Origin of the sequence: Geothrix oryzae (assembly GCF_030295385.1) — a bacterium.
GTDB lineage: Bacteria > Acidobacteriota > Holophagae > Holophagales > Holophagaceae > Geothrix > Geothrix oryzae.
In genome coordinates this window covers 3,087,851-3,106,034 of sequence record NZ_AP027079.1, presented here as the reverse complement: position 1 = coordinate 3,106,034, position 18,184 = coordinate 3,087,851, and the positions used below count along the sequence as shown (strand labels likewise).

The 18,184-nt window shown below is 69.6% G+C and carries 10 protein-coding genes; 6 read left to right on the top strand and 4 right to left on the bottom strand.

The window, feature by feature from the left end; all coding sequences use genetic code 11:
• Positions 1 to 18: 18 nt before the first annotated feature.
• Entirely contained in the window at positions 19 to 3,030 is a 3,012-nt protein-coding gene (locus QUD34_RS14350; RefSeq protein ID WP_286354384.1) for a PAS domain S-box protein, read from the top strand.
• Between the two features lie 2 nt (positions 3,031 to 3,032).
• Positions 3,033 to 3,362 carry a DMT family protein gene (locus QUD34_RS14345; protein WP_286354383.1) on the top strand — a complete coding sequence of 110 codons (330 nt, stop codon included), beginning with the start codon at positions 3,033 to 3,035 and terminating at the stop codon, positions 3,360 to 3,362.
• A gap of 13 nt (positions 3,363 to 3,375) precedes the next feature.
• On the opposite strand, the gene QUD34_RS14340 is transcribed toward QUD34_RS14345, so the two are convergent.
• Positions 3,376 to 4,011, bottom strand: a complete 636-nt coding sequence (locus QUD34_RS14340) for a response regulator (protein ID WP_286354382.1) — start codon at positions 4,009 to 4,011, stop codon at positions 3,376 to 3,378.
• Positions 4,008 to 6,944 (bottom strand): sensor histidine kinase, encoded by a 2,937-nt coding sequence (locus QUD34_RS14335; protein WP_286354381.1) that lies wholly within the window; start codon positions 6,942 to 6,944, stop codon positions 4,008 to 4,010. The genes QUD34_RS14340 and QUD34_RS14335 overlap by 4 nt, the downstream gene beginning before the upstream one ends.
• 370 nt (positions 6,945 to 7,314) lie before the next feature.
• Here QUD34_RS14335 and QUD34_RS14330 point away from each other — a divergent pair, with 370 nt between their 5' ends.
• From QUD34_RS14330 to QUD34_RS14315, 4 genes are read left to right on the top strand one after another with little or no spacing between them, the layout of a single operon-like run.
• Positions 7,315 to 10,755 (top strand): CxxxxCH/CxxCH domain c-type cytochrome, encoded by a 3,441-nt coding sequence (locus tag QUD34_RS14330; protein WP_286354380.1) that lies wholly within the window; start codon positions 7,315 to 7,317, stop codon positions 10,753 to 10,755.
• Positions 10,756 to 10,794: 39 nt separating this feature from the next.
• Positions 10,795 to 11,151: a c-type cytochrome gene (locus QUD34_RS14325; protein WP_286354379.1), complete on the top strand. Its 357-nt coding sequence runs from the start codon at positions 10,795 to 10,797 to the stop codon at positions 11,149 to 11,151.
• A 13-nt stretch (positions 11,152 to 11,164) separates the two neighbouring features.
• A complete protein-coding gene (locus QUD34_RS14320) occupies positions 11,165 to 12,034 on the top strand; it encodes a DUF5777 family beta-barrel protein (protein ID WP_286354378.1) in 870 nt (289 codons plus the stop codon).
• Between the two features lie 12 nt (positions 12,035 to 12,046).
• Entirely contained in the window at positions 12,047 to 13,063 is a 1,017-nt protein-coding gene (locus QUD34_RS14315; protein WP_286354377.1) for a DUF2231 domain-containing protein, read from the top strand.
• On the opposite strand, the gene QUD34_RS14310 is transcribed toward QUD34_RS14315, so the two are convergent.
• Entirely contained in the window at positions 13,026 to 15,428 is a 2,403-nt protein-coding gene (locus QUD34_RS14310; protein ID WP_286354376.1) for an ATP-binding protein, read from the bottom strand. The genes QUD34_RS14315 and QUD34_RS14310 overlap by 38 nt on opposite strands.
• A 48-nt stretch (positions 15,429 to 15,476) precedes the next feature.
• Entirely contained in the window at positions 15,477 to 18,098 is a 2,622-nt protein-coding gene (gene alaS / locus QUD34_RS14305) for an alanine--tRNA ligase (protein WP_286354375.1), read from the bottom strand.
• Positions 18,099 to 18,184 lie beyond the last annotated feature (86 nt).

Sequence of the window (18,184 nt, the reverse complement as noted above, 5' to 3'; positions counted from 1 at the left end):
ATTCGGTCTGGTATCCCCTTGGACGCATCTCCTTCCCAGCCCCCTGCGTCCGGTCGTCTCAGCACGGTCGCTGAACGGGCCCTCCGGCACCTGTTCCAGGGGGCCTCTCTGGGGTTCCTGGTCCTGGACCGGGCGGGGCGTCTCCTGCATGCGAATCCCCGGGCCCTCGTCATGCTGGGAGCCGGCGAGGAGGATCTGCCGCAGATCGGGCTTGAGCGGCTTCGGCACGACCTGCCTTCGGGCCCCGCCCAGGCCTGGTTCGAGACGGCCTTCGAGTCCCGGGTGGATCGTTCCGAGCTGGGCACCTGGCTGCGCCTCGACGGCACCGTGCTGCCGGTGCGCCTGACGGTGGTGGGTCTCACCACGGAGGAGGGGGGGCACCTCTTCGTGTGGGGGCGGGACCAGTCGGAAGAGCAGCTGATCGGCGCGAGGCTGGCGGAAAGCGCCGGGCTCCAGCGCCACCTGGCCGAGGGCATCTACGCCCTGAGCCTGGTCCGGACCCGGGAGGAGGCCTACCGGGTGCTCCTGGGCCAGGCCACCGCGATCCTGACGGGGCCGCACTGGTCTCTGGGGCGGATCGAGGTCCGGGACGGGCACCCCAAGGTCATCCTGGCGGCTTGGTCACCCTCGCTGGCCGCCCGGCTGGGGCCCTCCCTCGAAGGACTCGAGTTTCCGCTGGCGGACTCTGGCTTCGCCCGGGAAGTCTGCGAGCACCGCCGCATGTGCTTCGTGGAAGAGGCCTCCACCTCGCCTTCGATGATCCAGCCCGCCATCGTGGCGACCTACGGCCTCCGGAGCCTCCTGGGCGTGCCCCTGGTCTTCGAGGGCCGCATCGCGGGAGTGCTGTTCGGGGCCACCTTCCAGGGCGAGCCACCGACGACGCCGCGCGAGACCATGTTCCCCGTCCTTCAGAGCCTGGCGCGGATCGCCGCCCTGGCCCTGGAGCGCCTCGAAAGCGAAGACCGCCTGGAGGAGGCCGCCCGTCTTTCCAGGAGGCTGGCCCAGGCCGTCCGGGACCTGGCGGAGGCCGTGGACGAAGAGGCGCTCATCGCCCGCCTGTTCCGCTGGGCGGCGAAGCTCGCGCCGTTCCCGGAGTGGTGGTTCAACCGCTACGATCCCGAGACGAAGGGCAGCATCACCACACACTGGACGCCGGGCCTGGAAGCCCTGGGCTCGCCCGAGGCCATCCGCCAGCCGGTCCCGGTGGCGGGCAACGCCTTCCTGGAGGCCATCCACCTTCAGCAGGAGGCGGTCCATGTCCCCCAGTGCCACACGATGGCGGAGTCGTTCGACCTGGCGGCCTGGCCCTTCCGCTCCGTGGTGGGCCTGCCCTTGGCCCACGAAGGGGATGTGGTCGGCATCCTCCATGGCGGCTCGTTCGGGGAGCAGGGCGAAGTCTCGTTATCCGACGAGCGCTTCGAGGCCCTGAAGAGCCTGGCCGAGGCCGCCGGCCTGGTGATGAAGCGGCTCCACGCCCGGCGCGCGCTCGAGGCGCAGGAGACCCGCTTCCGCATGCTGTTCGAGCAGACGCCCGATCCCATCGTGCTGCTCTCCGGAGGGCAGATCGCGGATGTCAATGCGGCGGCCTCCCGCCTCTTCGGGCTGGAGCGCGAGGTGATGCTCGGACAGCCGATGCTGGCCTTCTGCCCGGAGTGGCAGCCCGAGGGGGGATCGAGCGAGGACCTGGGCCGCCACCACATGGAAGCCGCCATGCGCGGCACCTGTGAGCAGTTCGAGTGGGTCTTCCGGTGCGAGGGCGGGCGGGAGGCCATCTGCCAGGTGAACCTCACGCGCCTCGACCCCGAGGATCGGCCCCTGCTGCACGCCATCGTGCGGGACATCACGGCGCAGAAGCGGGCGGAATCCGAGCGCGTGGCGCTGGAGCGCCAGCTGTTCCAGGCCCAGAAGATGGAGAGCCTGGGCGTCCTGGCGGGCGGGATCGCCCACGACTTCAACAACCTGCTCATGGGGGTGCTCGGCCACGCCGGCCTGGCCCTGGAACAGCTGAACCCGCTCCATCCCATCCGCCGCAACCTGGAGGCCATCCAGAAGGCGGGGCAGCGCGCCGCGGATCTGACGCGCCAGATGCTGGCCTACTCGGGCCGCGGCCAGTTCGTGGTCCGCCACCTGGACCTCACCACCCAGGTGGAGGAGATGCTGCACCTCCTGGAGGTGAGCCTCCCCAAGACCGTGGTGCTCAACCTGGACCTGAAGAAGGGCCTGCCGGCGGTGTCGGCGGATGCCTCGCAGATCCAGCAGGTGATCATGAATCTGGTGATCAATGCCGCCGAGGCCATTGGCGAGACCTCGGGCGCGATCACCCTCGCCACGGGGGCCCAGCGCCTGGAGGAGCCGGGAATCCGCACCATGCTCGTGGGCCAGGATGTGCCGCCCGGCATCTATGTCTATCTGGAGGTCACTGACACCGGCTGCGGCATGGATGTCGACACCATGAGCCGCATCTTCGAGCCCTTCTTCACGACCAAGTTCACCGGACGGGGCCTCGGCCTCTCCGCCATCATGGGCATCGTCCGCGGCCACAAGGGGGCCCTGCGGGTGTACTCGGAAGTGGGCCAGGGGACGACCTTCAAAGTGCTGTTTCCCGCCCAGAGCGCCATGGCGGACATCCATGCCATCCCGGGTCGCGAGGCCGCCTGGGAGGGGACCGGGCTCATCCTGGTGGTGGACGACGACGAGACCGTGCGGACCGTGGCCCGGGAGGCTCTCGAGCTGAGGGGATTCCAGGTGCTGGAGGCCGAGGATGGCCGGATGGCCGTGGACCTGGTGCGGGAGCAGGGCCCCGCCATCGGGCTGGTGCTCCTGGACATGACCATGCCCCGCATGGGCGGCGAGGAGGCCTATCGAGAGATGCGCATCCTCCAGCCGGACCTCCGCGTGATCCTGAGCTCGGGCTACAACGAAGTGGAGGCCATGAGCCGCTTCATGGGGAAGGGCCTCAAGGGGTTCATCCAGAAGCCCTACGGCCCGAAGGATCTGTTGGCGAAGATCCAGGGCGCCCTGGAGGCCTGACCATGCGGACCGTCTTGCTGCTCGTCCTCAGCAACATATTTATGACCTTCGCGTGGTACGGCCACCTGAAGCAGCACCGGGACAGCCCGCTCTGGGTGGCGATCCTGGTGAGCTGGGGCATCGCCTTCTTCGAGTACTGCCTGATGGTGCCCGCCAACCGCGCGGGTTACGGCCGTTTCAGCCTGCCTCAGCTGAAGGTGATCCAGGAGGTGGTGACCCTCCTCGTCTTCGCGGTGTTCGCGGTGGCGTGGATGCGGGAGCGCCTGCACCTCAACCACCTCTGGGCGGGGCTCTGCCTGGTGGGCGCGGTGTTTTTCACCTTCCGCAAATAGGCCGCCCGGGACTTCAGGGTTCCAGGTGGATGAGGCCGCGCCGGAGGGCCACCACGGCGGCTTCGGTGCGGTCCTTCACCTGGAGCTTGCGGAGCAGGTTGTTCACATGGATCTTCACGGTGGGCTCGGCCAGCCCCAGGTTCTCCGCGATTTCCCGGTTCCGCTGTCCCAGGGCCAGGAGGCGCAGCACATCGAGCTCCCGCGGCGTCAGGCGCTCGGCTTCCATGGCCTCCACCAGCCGGGCGGCGGTGGCGGGCGGCAGGTAGCGCTGTCCCGACGCCACGGCCCGCACGGCCTCGATGAGGGTGGTGCGCCGGACGCTCTTCAGCAGGTAGCCCCGGGCCCCGGCCTCGAGGGCGCGCTGGATGTCCGCATCCCCGTCGAAGGTGGTGAGCACCAGTACCCGGGCCTCGGGATCTTCGCGCCGGATGGCGATGATGGCCTCCACGCCCGACTGGCCCGGCAGCTGCAGGTCCATGATGGTGACCGTGGGCTTCAAGGTGCGCCAGGCCGTCACGGCCTCGCGGCCGTCCCCGGCCTCGCCGACCACTTCCAGATCGGGTTCCCCCTGGTGGAGGATGGCGACGAGCCCATCGCGCACGACGGGGTGGTCATCCACGATGAGCAGCGTGATGGGGGTCGCGGTCATAGGTGCCACCTTTGGGTGGGAAGGGTGATGGTGATGCGGGTGCCGAGCCCCGGACTGCTGTCGATGTCGATGCGCCCCCGCAGCTGGCGAACGCTTTCCCGGATGCTGCGCATGCCGTAGCCCGCCGCATCGGCGGATGGGTCGAAGCCCTGCCCATCATCCTCGATGTTGAGGCGGACCTGGCGTCCTTCGTACTGCAGCACCACCCGCACCCAGCGGGCCTTGCCGTGGCGCAGGGCATTCGTGAGCGCCTCCTGGGCCATGCGGAGCAGCTCTTCCTCCACCCGCCGCCCCAGGGGGCGGGGTTCGCCGGTCTGGGCCAACTCCACCTGGATCTCCGTGCCGGCCAGCAGCCGGTCGGACAGCACGCGCAGGGCGCCCAGGAGGCTCGTGCCCTCGGGCCGGTGGGGACGGAGGGCCATGACGGACCGGCGGGCTTCCTGCAGGCTGGCCACGGCCAGCTTGCGGGCATGGTCGAGGCGGGTCAGCACGGGCTCAGGGTCGCCCTGCAGCCGGGCCAGCTTGGCTTCGGCGGCCTCGATCTGCAGCAGCACGCCGGTGAAGCCCTGGGCCAGGTGATCGTGGATCTCACGGGCCATGCGGTTGCGCTCGCCCAGCACGGCCGACTTCGCCTCCAGCTGCTGGAGACGCAGGCGGAGGAGCCACCAGGCGAACGCCCCCGCGCCCAGCGCGCACACCACCCAGAAGACCGGTCGCTGGTACAGGTAGGGCTGGATGCGGACCTCGACGGACTGCTCCTGCGGAGGGCCGTCCTCGTCGAGCCGCCAGGCCTGGAGGACGAACCGGTACGATCCCGGCGGCACATTGGAATAGGCGGAGAACCGGCGGTCGCCCACCTCGTTCCAGATGTGCTCCAGGCCCTCGAGGCGGTAGCGGAAGCGGACTTTGTCCGCCCGCGTGAGGGAGGTGGCGGTGTAGTACACCTCGAACCGGTGGGTGCCCGGGGGGACCTGGATGGGGATGGTGTCGGGCAGGACCGTCTCGTCGCTTTCGGCCTTCAGGATGTGGAGGCGCAGCGCGGGTCCGGTCTTGGGCGGGGGCGGGGAGGAAGCCCGGCCGTCCAGCCGCGCGAGCCCCCGGCTGGTGGGGAAGTACAGATCGCCTTCGCGGGTGAGCCAGGCCACGGGTTGCGGGCCGTTGCGGGTCTCCCGGGAGGGCATGCCGTCGTGGTGGTCGAAGACCACGGCCGGAATGGAGCCCGCTTCATTGAGGCTCTTGATCAGGGCCGCGCGCGGGATCCGGAAGACGCCCTGCCCGGTGCTCAGCCACATCCGGTGCGAGCCATCCTCCAGGATGCCGTGGATGGCCAGGAGCAGGGGGCCGGGGCGTTCCCCGAAAGTCTGGAAGGCGCCGTCCCGGTAGCGCCGCAGGCCCTCCGGGGTTCCGATCCAGAGGAACCCCTCGGCGTCCAGGTGCAGGGACAGGGCCCCGCTTGAGCCCAGTCCTTCCGCACGGCCCAGCCAGCGCACCGTGCTGGATTCGAGAATGCCCAGCCCCTGCGTGCGGCTCGCCAGGTACAAGGGGGCCGATCCGCCCCCCGTCATGGCGAGGGCGCCCTGGACGGCCGGGAACATCACAGGGGCGGCGCCTGGCGCGAGCTTGAGCAGGCCCTGGCGGGAGGTGGCGACCCACAGGATGTTCTGGGGATCCTCGTACAGCGACACGATGGCATCCGACGAGGGGCCCTCCGGTCGGCGGACCCGCCGGAACTGGCCTTCGTGCCGCTCGTACAGCTCGCCGTTGCGGGTGCCCACCCACAGTCCCCCGGCCCGGCGGGGCCAGATGGTGGTGATGGGACCCCCGGGGTTTCCCGGGCCCACGCGATGGACGCGCCCCTGGCGGACTTCCCCCAGGGACTGATCCCCGGTGAGGCACCAGACGGTGCCCTGGGCATCCTGGCAGACCATGAGGGCGGGCTCTTCGAGATCCGCCCCGACCACGGGGAGCGTCTGGAAAGGCACGGGGTAGAGCACGCGCAGGCCGCGGCCTTCGGTGCCGGACCAGAGGGCGCCGGAGCTGTCCTCGAGCAGGGAGAGGGGCGTCCAGCGGGAGCCGGCGGGCGCGGTGGCGGTCTCCAGGGACCCGGCCGGCGTCCGGCGGAAGAGGCCGGCCTGTTCGAGCCCGACCCACAGGCTGCCCTGCCGGTCCACCAGCAGGGAGCTGATGGCCCGGGGAGGCAGGCCCTTCGCCCAGGCCGGCGCTTCAAGCCGGCCTTCGGTGAGCGTCAGCAGGCCCTGGGAGCGGGTGCCCACCCAGATCTCCCCTTCGACGCCCGCGCCGAGGGCCGTGATGTCCGTGGAGGCCAGCGCGGCCAGGACCAGTCGCCCCCCCTGGAGACGCCACAGGCCCGACCCTGCGGTGCCCACCCAGAGCGTCCCGTTCGGGTCCTCGACGATGGCGCGGATGGCCAGCCGGGCCGCATCCGAGGGCACGGCCCGGAACCGGGCGCCGTCGAACCGGAGCAGGGGCCCCTCCTGGGGCGCCGCCCAGAGCGTGCCGCTGCGGTCCTGAAGCAGGCGCAGGATGGGCTGGTCGGGCAGGCCCTCGGCGGCGCCGAAGGCCTGGACCGCGCCGTCCTGGAACCGGTAGAGCCCCGCCTCCGAGGTGCCGATCCAGAGGCCGCCGCCGGGCCCCTCCGCCAGGCAGTGGATCTCGTTGTGCGCGAACCCGGGCACATTGAGGCGGGAGTAGTGATCGAAGGTGGCGCCATCGAAGCGGACCAGCCCTGCTTCCGTGCCGATCCACAGGAAGCCGTCCCGGGACTCGAGGAGGGCGGTGGCCGTGTCCTGGAGGAGCCCATCCTCGCTGCGCCAGATATGGCTGGCATGCGTGGCGAGGGGGCGGGCGGGATCCAGGGCGAAACCCGTGACGCTGGCCCAGAGGCATGGCAGGGCGATGACAAGACGCCGCAAGGCCCCCCGAGGGGAAGGTCGGTTTCCTGCAATCTGCGGGCACATGGAAGCTGAAGATTAGGCCATCGGGCCAGCCGGATCAACGGAGAAGGCGATAGATCATTCGGTCTAAGCGTAAGGTTCCAATCGGGATATGGGCGCCGGGAAGCCGTGGAGAGATAGTGATTCAATCCACCCCGCGGTCCTGAGGTCCCGACCGAAATCTTTGCGCGTTTCCCGAGGATTCCCTTTGCCCCGATCTTCCTGTTGCAAATCGATGGCATATATTTGGGTCCTCCATCCCCTCCTGCGTTCCGCCGCCAGCTTCCTCCACCACGAGTCGCATTCCCTGGGTGTCGCCATGAACAGGACTTGGAATTGGAACCGGACGATGGGACTTCTGGGTGGCCTGGCCTTCGCCGCGCTCCTGGTCCTGGTGGGATGCGGGAGCGGCAAGGGGGCCGCCGGGGTCACCCAGTACTACGGGAACTACCACCCGGCCGGCTGGATCGGCAACCACGCCGGGCAGGCCGTGGCGGGAGTGGATGCCTGCACCAAGTGCCATGAGATCTCTGTGCTCAAGGTCGGCAGCGGGGTGCCCACCTGCATGACCACGGGCTGCCACCACCAGACCGTTTCCGGGTGGGCCGATCCGGCCGTCCATGGGGTGCGCGCCAAGATGGCCGCGAGCCCCGTGACGGGCGGAAGCCTCGTCTCCTGCCAGATCTGCCACGGGAAGGCGTTCGCCGGCGGAGGTTCCGCCAATGCCTGCGTCACCTGCCACGGCGTCAGCGCGCCGCATCCACCGAAGCCCTGGCGCACCACGGGCGGCACCGTCTTCACCCACATCACCACCGATCCGTCCAATGCCGCCGTCTGCGCGCAGTGCCATTTCGCCGGATCGCCCAGCAATCCCGTCGGGCATCCCGCCACGCCCGCACCCGCAGGCACCCAGCCCGGCTGCTACAACGCGACCCTCTGCCACGGCGCCAACGCCGCGCCGCACCCCGTTCCGTTCCTGGTGGGTCAGACCGACTCCCAGCTGAACGGACACATGACCGTCACGGCGGCGGCCTTCGCCGCGGACTGCGCCAGCTGCCATGCCTATTCGGGAACTTCGCCCACGGCCTCCGCGCCGCTCTGCAATGCCTGCCACCAGCTGGCGGACCCCACCGCGGCCGGCACCAACGCCGGAACCTGCCTCTCCTGCCACGCCGGCACGGCGGGCCTGCCCAAGGGACCCGGCGGCACGGGCTTCCCCAGCATCGCCGGGGCGCACGCCAAGCACATGGCCCTGGCCACCGCGCTGAGCTGCGACACCTGCCATGCGGGCAGCGGGACGGGAACCACCACCCACTACACGAATGCCAACGCGCGCATCGGCGCGCCGGCGAGCCCCGCCAGCGTCTCGATGGACCCGATCTTCATGGCCAAGACCGGGGGCAACCCGTCCTTCAATCCATCGGCCCTCACCTGCTCCAATGTGAGCTGCCACGGCGGCCAGGTCACGCCGGGCTGGCAGAACGGCACCCTCAATTCCGCCACCCAGTGCACGGCCTGCCATGCGGTGGCCACCAGCGCCGGGACGGCGACCCAGTTCAATGACGCCTTCGGTCGCCACAGCATCGGCACCCACAACGCCACGGTGCCTGCCAACGCCATCGCCTGCACCACCTGCCACAACATGGGGAACGGTTCGCCCGGAGCCCTGGCCCACTTCAAGTATCTCAACACGGGGGCCGTGGACGGTCTCTCCACCGGGACTCCGGCGGATCAGCTGCCCAGCGGCACCATCGTTTTCGACCCCGCCATCGTCACAGCCCCCGGGACCTACACCGTCACGAGCGCCACCCAGGGCAATGGCGGCTGCGCCCTCACCTGCCACAGCCACATCCACACGGTGTCGTTCGACACCTGGACCGCCAGCGGGGCACCCCACCCCGTGCCCTTCCTGGGCAACCAGGTCGATACGCAGAACAATGGCCATCTGACGGCCACCCAGGCCACCTTCGCGGCGGATTGCGGCACCTGCCACGCCGTGTCCGGCACCTCGCCCGTGGCGGGCAGCCCCCTCTGCGCCACCTGCCATACCCTGGCCGATCCCACCGTGGCCGCCACCGGGACGGGCACCTGCCTGTCCTGCCATGTGGGCCCCTCCGGGATTCCGGCCGGTCCCACCGGCACCGCCTTCCCCAACATCGCTGGCGCCCACGCCAAGCACATGGGGCTGCCCACCGTGCTGAAGTGCGACACCTGCCACGCCGGCAGCGGGGCGGGGACGACGACCCACTACAACAACGCCAACGCCCGCGTCACGACCCCGGCGGGGCCGGCCCCGGTGAGCATGGATGCCACCTTCAACGCGCAGAGCGGCGGATCGGCCGCCTTCAATCCCACCGCGCTCACCTGCTCTGCCTCGAGCTGTCACGGCGGTCAGGTGACGCCCAACTGGCGCACCGGCACCATCGCCTCCACCTCTCAGTGCTCGCTCTGCCACGCAATCAACGGCGGCACCGCGACCTCGCAGTTCAACGACGCCGTCGGGCGCCATGCCTGGGGCACGCACGCCAGCGCCGCCACCCTGGACTGCACCCTCTGCCATGACATGACCTCCGCCAACACCAGCGGCGGGGCGGTCAACCACTTCGCCGAACTCAACACCCCCGCCGTCAGCAGCACGAACAAGCTGCCCAGCGGCACCGTCAAGTTCAAGCTCACCAACACCACCTACCCCATCACCGGGGCCGCGACCTACACGATCAGCGCCACGACTCCCGAAGGGGACGGCGGCTGCGCCCTCACCTGCCACAACCAGATCCACGACGCGGTCAACAACCACTGGAACGCCCCCAAGGGCTCCGGGATCGCACACCCCGTGCCCTTCCTGAGTACGGATGTGAGCAGCGCGGGCAACCACCACCAGACCCTGACGCTCGCCCAGTTCAACGGCGAGTGCATCAACTGCCACGATCAGAGCGGGACCACCACCAAGAGCGGGCCCGTGTGCACGGTTTGCCACACCCTCGGTTCCCCCGTGGCCGCGGGCATGACGGCGGGAACCTGCCTCTCCTGCCATGTGGGCGCCAGCTTCACTACCCAGGGCCCCACCGGCACCGCCTGGCCGAACCTGCAGGGCTCCCACCCCAAGCACCTGTCCCTGCTCACCTTCACCCGCACCTCGCCGGCCCTGCCCGCGTCGATGACGGCCTCGGCCTACCCGGATTGCGCCGCCTGCCACGCGGGCTCCGTGCCCGGGGATCCGGCCCAGACGCACTACAGCAATGCCAACAAGCGCCTGGCTTCGCCGATCACGGCCGGCCCCGCCTCAGTGGCGATCGATCCGGCGTTCAATGCGAAGAGCGGAACCGCCGGCACCACCGCCAGCGCCTCGGCCTTCACCTGCTCCAATGTGAGCTGCCACGGCGGCCAGACCACGCCCGGATGGCAGACCGGCACCCTGACCGTGAACGCCACCACCTACTGCATCGCCTGCCACAAGGTGGCTTCCACGGCCACGCAGTTCAACGACGCCACGGGCCGCCACAACAATCCGAGCCAGCACAACCAGACCTGCGACTACTGCCATGTCATGACGCAGGCCACGCCCGGGGCCCTGAACCACTTCAAGTACCTCGACACCACGGCCGTCAGCGGCGTCAGCGGTACGCCTTCCGATCAGTACCCCAGCGACACCGTGAAGTTCGGCGGCGGCGCCACCCCGGCCACGGGTGCGCTCACCTACACCGTCACCTCGGCCACGCAGGGCCGCGGCGGCTGCGCCCTCACCTGCCACGGGCAGTCGCACACCACGGCGGGCAACACCTGGAACTGATCCACCCCTCGCCTTTTCCACCACCCCCTAGGAGGTCCCATGCGACGCACCATCCTCACCGCTCTGCTGCTTGCCGGAGCGACCCTGTCCGCCGGCGATCCGGCCAAGGACCTGCCGAAGTTCCAGGGTGGCGATCTCCAGAAGTACTGGACGGATGCCTGCGCCCGCTGCCACGGCGTGAACGGCAACGGCCGCGACAACAGCGGCAAGCCCCTGCCCGATGCGGGCTTCGACTTCACCGACAGCCGCAAGGCCAACAAGAAGAAGGACAGCGATTGGGTGAAGGTCACCCTCGAGGGCAAGGACAAGATGCCGGCCTTCAAGGACAAGATGTCGGAGGCCGACGCCCAGAAGATGATCACGGAGATCGTCCGCAAGTTCGCCGCCAAGCGCTGATCCTGGAGATCCGATGACACGAAAGATCGCTCCCCTGCTCGCCTGCTCCCTCCTGGCCGGGGGAGCGCTCCACGCCGAGTCCTCCGAGTACCCGCTGGTGGTGAACCTGCCTTCGGCGGAGCGGATGCAGTACTGGGACATCGGCGTCGCCTTCACCCACCGGTTCATCCAGCCCGTGAAGGATCACGGGAAGGATGTCTACGGTCTGGATGGCTACACCTACGCGGGACTTGGCTTCGCCTTCGGCATCAAGCCGATCCCGGGGCTGAACGCCTTCATCTACCGTACGGCCGACAACAAGACCTTCACCTTCGGCCTGCAGCAGCAGGTGCTGGATCGTGAACGCATCCGCATGGCCGTCCGGGCCGAGCGCTTCGACGAGGTGGTGAAGGAGACCGTGACGCCCATCGGCCGAGTGGGCGTCTCCGGGGCCGTCCTCCAGGTGCCCACGGAGATCTTCATCACGGACGACATCATCTTCTCGATCGTGCCGGCCTACATCACGAAGACCACCACCACCGACACGGTCCTGGCGGTGCCGCCTGGGGCCACGCCCAACACCACGCCCAACACCGGCGGGGTGTTCAATGTGGGCCTGGGCCTGCGCATCAGCTTCACGGAGAAGTTCTCCTTCGTGAGCGAGTACTACCCCCGGCCGTCCAAGTTCTCCAAGGCCGCGCCCGGCGGCATCACCGACGGCACCACCTACCAGCGGGGCTTCGCCGCCGGCGTCTCCTACAAAACCTTCAAGCACCGCTTCACCCTGGTGGGCACCAATGTCCCCGGCACCACGGCGAACCAGGTCCTGAGCGGGGACTACGGCGGCGGCCCCCGGCCCTCGTCCCAGTGGTCCATCGGCTTCAATGTCACCCGCGTCTTCTGAGGTCAGCGATTCATGTCCGCTTCACCCCTTCTGGAATTCGTCGCCCGCGAGCATCCGGCCTTCGTCCACATCCCCCTCGGGCTGGTGGCGGTGCTGCCCCTGGCGATGCTGGCCTCGTTTCATCCCAAGCATGTCCGCCTGTGGACGGGCACCTCGTTTTTCCTCGCCCTCGTGGGTTGGCTGGGCAGCACGGCGGCCCTGTTCAGCGGCCTGATCTGGGGCCGCCAGATCGCCCTCATCCCCCCCAAGGGCTTCTTCCCGCTCGTGGCCACCGAGAAGCAGGTGCTGCAGCGCATCCTCCAGGTCCATGAGATGGCGGCCCTCAGCGGCTTCCTCATCGGCGGCTTCTGCGTCTGGCTCCTCTGGCGGTCCTGGCGGCAGGTGGAGGCCCACGACGGCGCCGCCCACCGGAGGCACGGCGGCCGCCGCTTCTGGGAACGCGGCGTGGGCGCGGCCCCCCTCCTGGTGGGCGTCCTGTGGCTGGCCTGCTGGGGACTCAGCGGCAAGCTGGGGGGCGTCATGGTCTTCGGAAGCGAGGAGACCAACCGGGCCGCGGCCGAGGCCGATGCCGCCAAGCATGCGGACGCCGAGGCCGACCTGCCCATCCGGGCCCTGGATTACGCGAGCCTCGAGCCCATCACTCCGGAGCCGGTGCGGAGCAAGGCCCATGGGAATCGCTGGCGGCGCATCTGGGTCACGGCCTCCGGCGCCGACGCCTACCAGGCGGGCAAGCCCCTGCCCCCGGGCGCCTATGCCGTGATGTCGACCTTTGAAGACGAGAAGGGCAAGCCCAGCCATGAGCCGGGCCCCCTCTACATGAAGGAGACGAAGGCCGATGGCAGCACGGCCTTCGCGTTCTACTGGCCCCGGGTGCCCGAGGCGCTGCGCAAGGACATGGAGAACCAGGACAGCGTCTACTGGCGGAGCCCCGATTCCCATCTCGCGGTCTGCCTTGGCTGCCACGAGAAGAAGGGGGAGGCCGCCCAGGCGCTCACGGCAGGTAGTGCTGGGGGTCCGGGAAAACGCTGATGGGGATGTTGGGCGGCTCGACGGGCTGCTCCGCGAGCATCTCGGCCATGAGGGCCGTGAGCCGGGGCAGCTCGAAGGGCTTGGGCAGGAGGCGGACCCGGGGGACCTTGGCCAGGGCCGCTTCCATGCCTTCCAGTCCCTGACCGCTGATGAGGATGAAGGGCACGGCCGAACCCGTGGCTCGGATCCGTTCCAGCAGCTCCAGACCGGTGCAGTCCGGCATGCGGTGATCGCTCAGCACCAGATCGAAGGTGCCCGCCTGCCAGGCCCGCCAGGCGACGCCGCCATCGGGCGCGGCCGTGACCTGGGCCCGGGCCAGGGTCAGGGCGTCCGCCAGCATGTCGCGCAGCAGGACCTCGTCCTCCACCACCAGGATCCGGCAGCCCACCAGGCTGTTGCGGGGCACGGAGGGGTTGGAGGGGCTGGAGGAGAGCTCGTGCGGCCCCTTCATGCGGGCCTGGGGGAGGGTGACCCGGAAGCAGGCGCCCCCGGTGGGCGCATTCTCGGCGCGAACCTGCCCGTGATGGGCCTTCACGATGCCGAAGACCATGGCCAGCCCCAGCCCCGTGCCCTTGCCCAGGTCCTTGGTGGTGACGAAGGGCTCGAAGATGTGCGGGAGGAGCTCTTCGGGGATGCCGGTGCCCGAGTCCCGGACTTCCAGGCCGACCTGGCCCGCTTCGTCCAGGAAGGTGCGCAGGCCGAGGCTTCCGCCCGTGGGCATGGCGTCGCGCGCGTTCACGGCCAGGTTCATGAGGACCTGTTCCAGCTGGACGGCATCGCCGGAGACCGGAGGCAGTTCCGGCTCGAGGGCGAGCTGGAGGCGGATGCGTCCGCCCAGCAGGCGGTCGAGGATGCTGGCCGTCTCGCTGACGAGCGCGTTCAGATCCAGGGGGCGGAGCTCCGGCCGGGACTGGTGGCTGAAGGAGAGCAGGGCCTTGGTGGTCTGAGCGCAGCGCTTGGTGGCTTCCTCGGCCCGGAGGATCCGGTTCAGGACGGGGTGGCCCTCGGGAAGCAGTTCCCGGCTGAGGTGCAGCTGGCCCAGGATTGCCGCGAGCTGGTTGTTCACATCGTGGGCGATGCCCCCCGCGAGGGTGCCCACGGTCTCCATGCGCTGGCTGTGCTCCAGCTGCCGCTGCAAGCGGGCCTGATCGGCCAGGCTCTCGCTGGCCTGGCGGAGGGCTCGGTCCAGGCTCTGGATCTCCTGGATATGGGAGGTGGTGGGCGGGGGCATCTGACCCTGCCCCAGGACCTCGGCCAGGGCGCTGAGCTCCGTGATGGGCTCCACCACCCGCCGGGCGATGCGCTCGATGCGCCAAGCCGCCAGGCCCAGGCCCAGGAGGGCCAGCCCCAGCATGCTCAGCACCCGGAAGTGGGCCGGTCCGAGCAGGTCTTCGATGGGCACGGTCAGCATGAGCTGCCAATGGATGCCGGGGAGCCCCTCGAAGGGCCGGAGCAGGCCCATGGTCGGGCGTCCCTCGGATGAGAACAGGTGAGCCCCCTCGGTCCCGGAGGCGGGCAGGGCCAACACCGCATGGGACGCGGGGAGGAGCGTGGCCAGGGGCTTGAGGAAGGCCTGGCGGCGGCTTTCCTTGGCCTCAAAAGCGGGTTCTCGGGGAAGGATCAGGGCCTGCCCCTGGGGATCCACGATCAGGCAGCGGCTTCCGGAGGTGGGTTGGGCCGCCCAGACCCGCTGGGTGAGATCGTCCAGCAGGAAATCCAGCGCGGCCACACCCCGTAGGCCCGCCGCGTCCCGGACGGGCAGCGCATAGGTGATGCCGGGGTCCTGGGTGGTGTAGAAGGCGTAGGGATCCGTCCAGATCGGCGCGTCGGCCAGGGCCCCCGCCTGGTACCAGGGGCGGGACCGGGGATCGTAGGCCATGGGCGTCCAGGGCTCGGACTGCAGCTGCCCGACGGAGTCCAGGCGGTGCCAGCGGATCCGGGCCTCCGTCCCCGCGTGGTCCAGCTCGCGGAAGGACCAGGCCCCGCCGACGCGGAGGAGGAGCAGGGAGTGGCCATCGGTCCGCGCCAGGTTGACGCTGGTGATTCCGTGCTGGGCAGCCAGCAGGGGCGTGATCAGGCGGGCGGCCTCCGCCGGGCGGGTCGGGTCGAGCACGCCCTGGAGCCACCACTCGCGGATCACGAGCCCCAGGGACTGGGAGGCCTGGAGGTCGTTCCTGACGGCTTCCTCGAGCTGGACCAGCGCGGTTTCGGCCCGGGCCCGGGCCTGGCGCTCCAGAGCCTGCTGCTGGCTCCACCAGGACAGCCCGAGGAGAAGCGCCGAGACGCCGGCCATGAGGATCAGCAGATCCGTCAGCAGCAGGCGGCGAATGGGAAGCAGGGGGCGAGGCCCCTCGAGGCGGTTCACTGGCTTCTCATCGGCCGAGCCGGGCGGAAATCTGATCTTGGTACGGTTCTACAGGGCCGCGCGCAGGGCGGCAAAAGCCTCGGGTAGGCCGGCGGGTTGCGTGCCGCCCCCCTGGGCCAGATCCTTCTTGCCGCCGCCCCGGCCGTTCAGGGCCGGGAGCATGACCTTGAAGAGGGCGCCCGCATCGTAGGAAAGGCCCGGGGAGACCGAGACCAGGGCCGCCACCTTGTCTTCGGCAACCTTGGAGGCCAGCACGATGACGGCATGGGCGTGCCGGGTGCGGACCTGGTCCATGAGCTCCCGCAGGGCGTTGCCTTCCAGGCCCTCCACGGAGGCCGTGACGAGGGTGACGCCCTTGATCTGCTCGACCTGCTCGGCCCCGCTGCCGCCGCTGGCGGCCTTCAGTTTGGCCTCCTTGAGGTCGCGCTCCAGCTGGGCGATGCGGTGGTCCTTGGCGGACAGCAGCTCGGGCAGGACCTCCCGGGCCGCATTGGCCTGCCGGGACAGGCCCTGGATCATGGCCTCGTCCGCCTGGAGCAGCTCCAGGGCCATCTCCCCGGCCACGGCCTCGATGCGGCGCACGCCGGCCGCGACCGCGCCTTCGGACAGGATCTTCACCACGCCGATTTCGCCGGTGTTCGCCACATGGGTGCCGCCGCAGAGCTCGGTGGAAAACCCAGGGACCTGCACCACGCGGACCACTTCCCCGTACTTCTCGCCGAAGAGGGCCATGGCGCCGGAGGCCAGGGCCTCCTCGATGTCCATCTCGTTCACGCGGGTGGGCACGGACTTCAGGGCCTGGCGGGAGGCGAGGCGCTCGATCTCCGCGATCTGCTCCGGCTCCAGGGGGGCGAAGTGGGTGAAGTCGAAGCGCAGCCGGTGTTCATCCACCACGCTGCCGGCCTGCTTCACATGGGTGCCGAGCACTTCGCGCAGGGCGGCATGCAGCAGGTGGGTGGCCGTGTGGTGGGCCCGGACGCGGCGCCGCCGGATGGGGTGCACCAGGGCGTTGACCGCGGTGTTCTCGAGCAGCGCGCCCGTGACGACGACCTTGTGGAGGTGCCGCTTCTGGGCGGGGGCCGTGCAATCCAGCACCTCCGCGTGGCCGCCCTCGAAGCGGAGCTGGCCCGTGTCGCCCACCTGGCCGCCGGACTGGGCATAGAAGGGCGTGCGGTCCAGGAGGACGAAGCCCTCGCCGGTGAGCTGCTTGACCCGGCGGTGGCCGGCGTCGAAGAGGGCTACCACATGGGCCTGGCTTTCGAGGTGGTCGTAGCCGGTGAAGCGCGTGGGCGGAAGCTCCGCCAGCACGGCCAGGTCCCCGGCCAGCCGGAGGTCGTGGGCCTTCATGGCGGCACGGGCCCGGGTGCGCTGGGCGCCCAGTTCCTGCTGGAAGCCGGTCAGGTCGGCGGTGATGCCGCGCTCCCGGCACCAGTCCTCCACGAGATCCACGGGGAAGCCGTAGGTGTCGTAGAGGCGGAAGATGTCGGAACCGGCCAGGGTGCCACTCGACACATCGCTGGATTCGAGGATCTTCAGGCCCGTGGACAGGGTCTGGCTGAACTGCTGCTCCTCGCGGTGGAGCGACTTCTGGATGCGGCCCAGCTCACCCAGCAGCTCCGGGTACTGGTCGCCCATGGCCTCGTAGACCGCCGGAGCCAGGTCCGCGAAGAAGAGGCCCTCGATGCCGAGCTTTCGCCCGAAGCGCAGGGCCCGGCGGATGATCTTGCGCAGCACATAGCCGCGGCCCTCGTTGCTGGGGACGACGCCGTCGAAGCACATGAAGGTTGCGGCGCGGATGTGGTCGGCGACCACCTGGGAGGCGGTGCGGTTCGCATGCTCCAGGCGGTCCTCGGGGTTCACCTTCGCGGCCTTCCAGATGGCCTCGAAGATGGGCGAGAACAGGTCGATCTCGTAGTTGGTGTCCACGCCCTGGAGGATGCTGGCGGTGCGCTCCAGGCCCATGCCGGTGTCGATGCTGGGCTTGGGCAGCGGCGACAGGACGCCCTGGGCATCGCGCTCGTACTGCATGAACACGAGGTTCCAGATCTCCATGACCCGGTCGCCCTCGCCGTTGGGCGTGGCGTCGCCGGGAATGTGGGCGCCCCGGTCGAAGTGCATCTCGGAGCACGGACCGCAGGGGCCGGTATCGCCCATCTGCCAGAAGTTGTCCTTCTTGCCGAAGCGCATGATGCGGTCCGGGCGCGCACCGGCGGCCTTCCACATCTCTTCGGCCTCCGTGTCGGCGGGCACGCCCTCGGCGCCCTCGAATACGGTGATCCAGAGCTTGTCCGGGTCCAGGTTCAGGCAGCCCTGGTCCACGGGGCCCGTGACGAACTCCCAGGCGAAGCGGATGGCATCGGCCTTGAAGTAGTCGCCGAAGCTGAAGTTGCCCAGCATCTCGAAGAAGGTGTGGTGGCGGGCCGTGAACCCCACCTGATCCAGATCGTTGTGCTTGCCGCCGGCGCGCAGGCACTTCTGGCTGGTGGTGGCGCGGCTGTAGTCGCGCTTCTCCTTGCCCAGGAACACATCCTTGAACTGGATCATGCCGGAGTTCGTCCACATCACCGTGGGGTCGTCCGCGGGGCCAATGACGGCGCTGGAGGCCACCCGGCGGTGGCCCTGGCGCTCGAAATACTGCAGGAATCGCTGACGGAGTTCAGAAGTTTTCATTTTGCGTACCTGCTAGAAAAGCGGACCACCAAGGCACCAGGACACCAAGAAGAGAAAAGCCAAGTGGTTCTTGGTGTCTTGGGGCC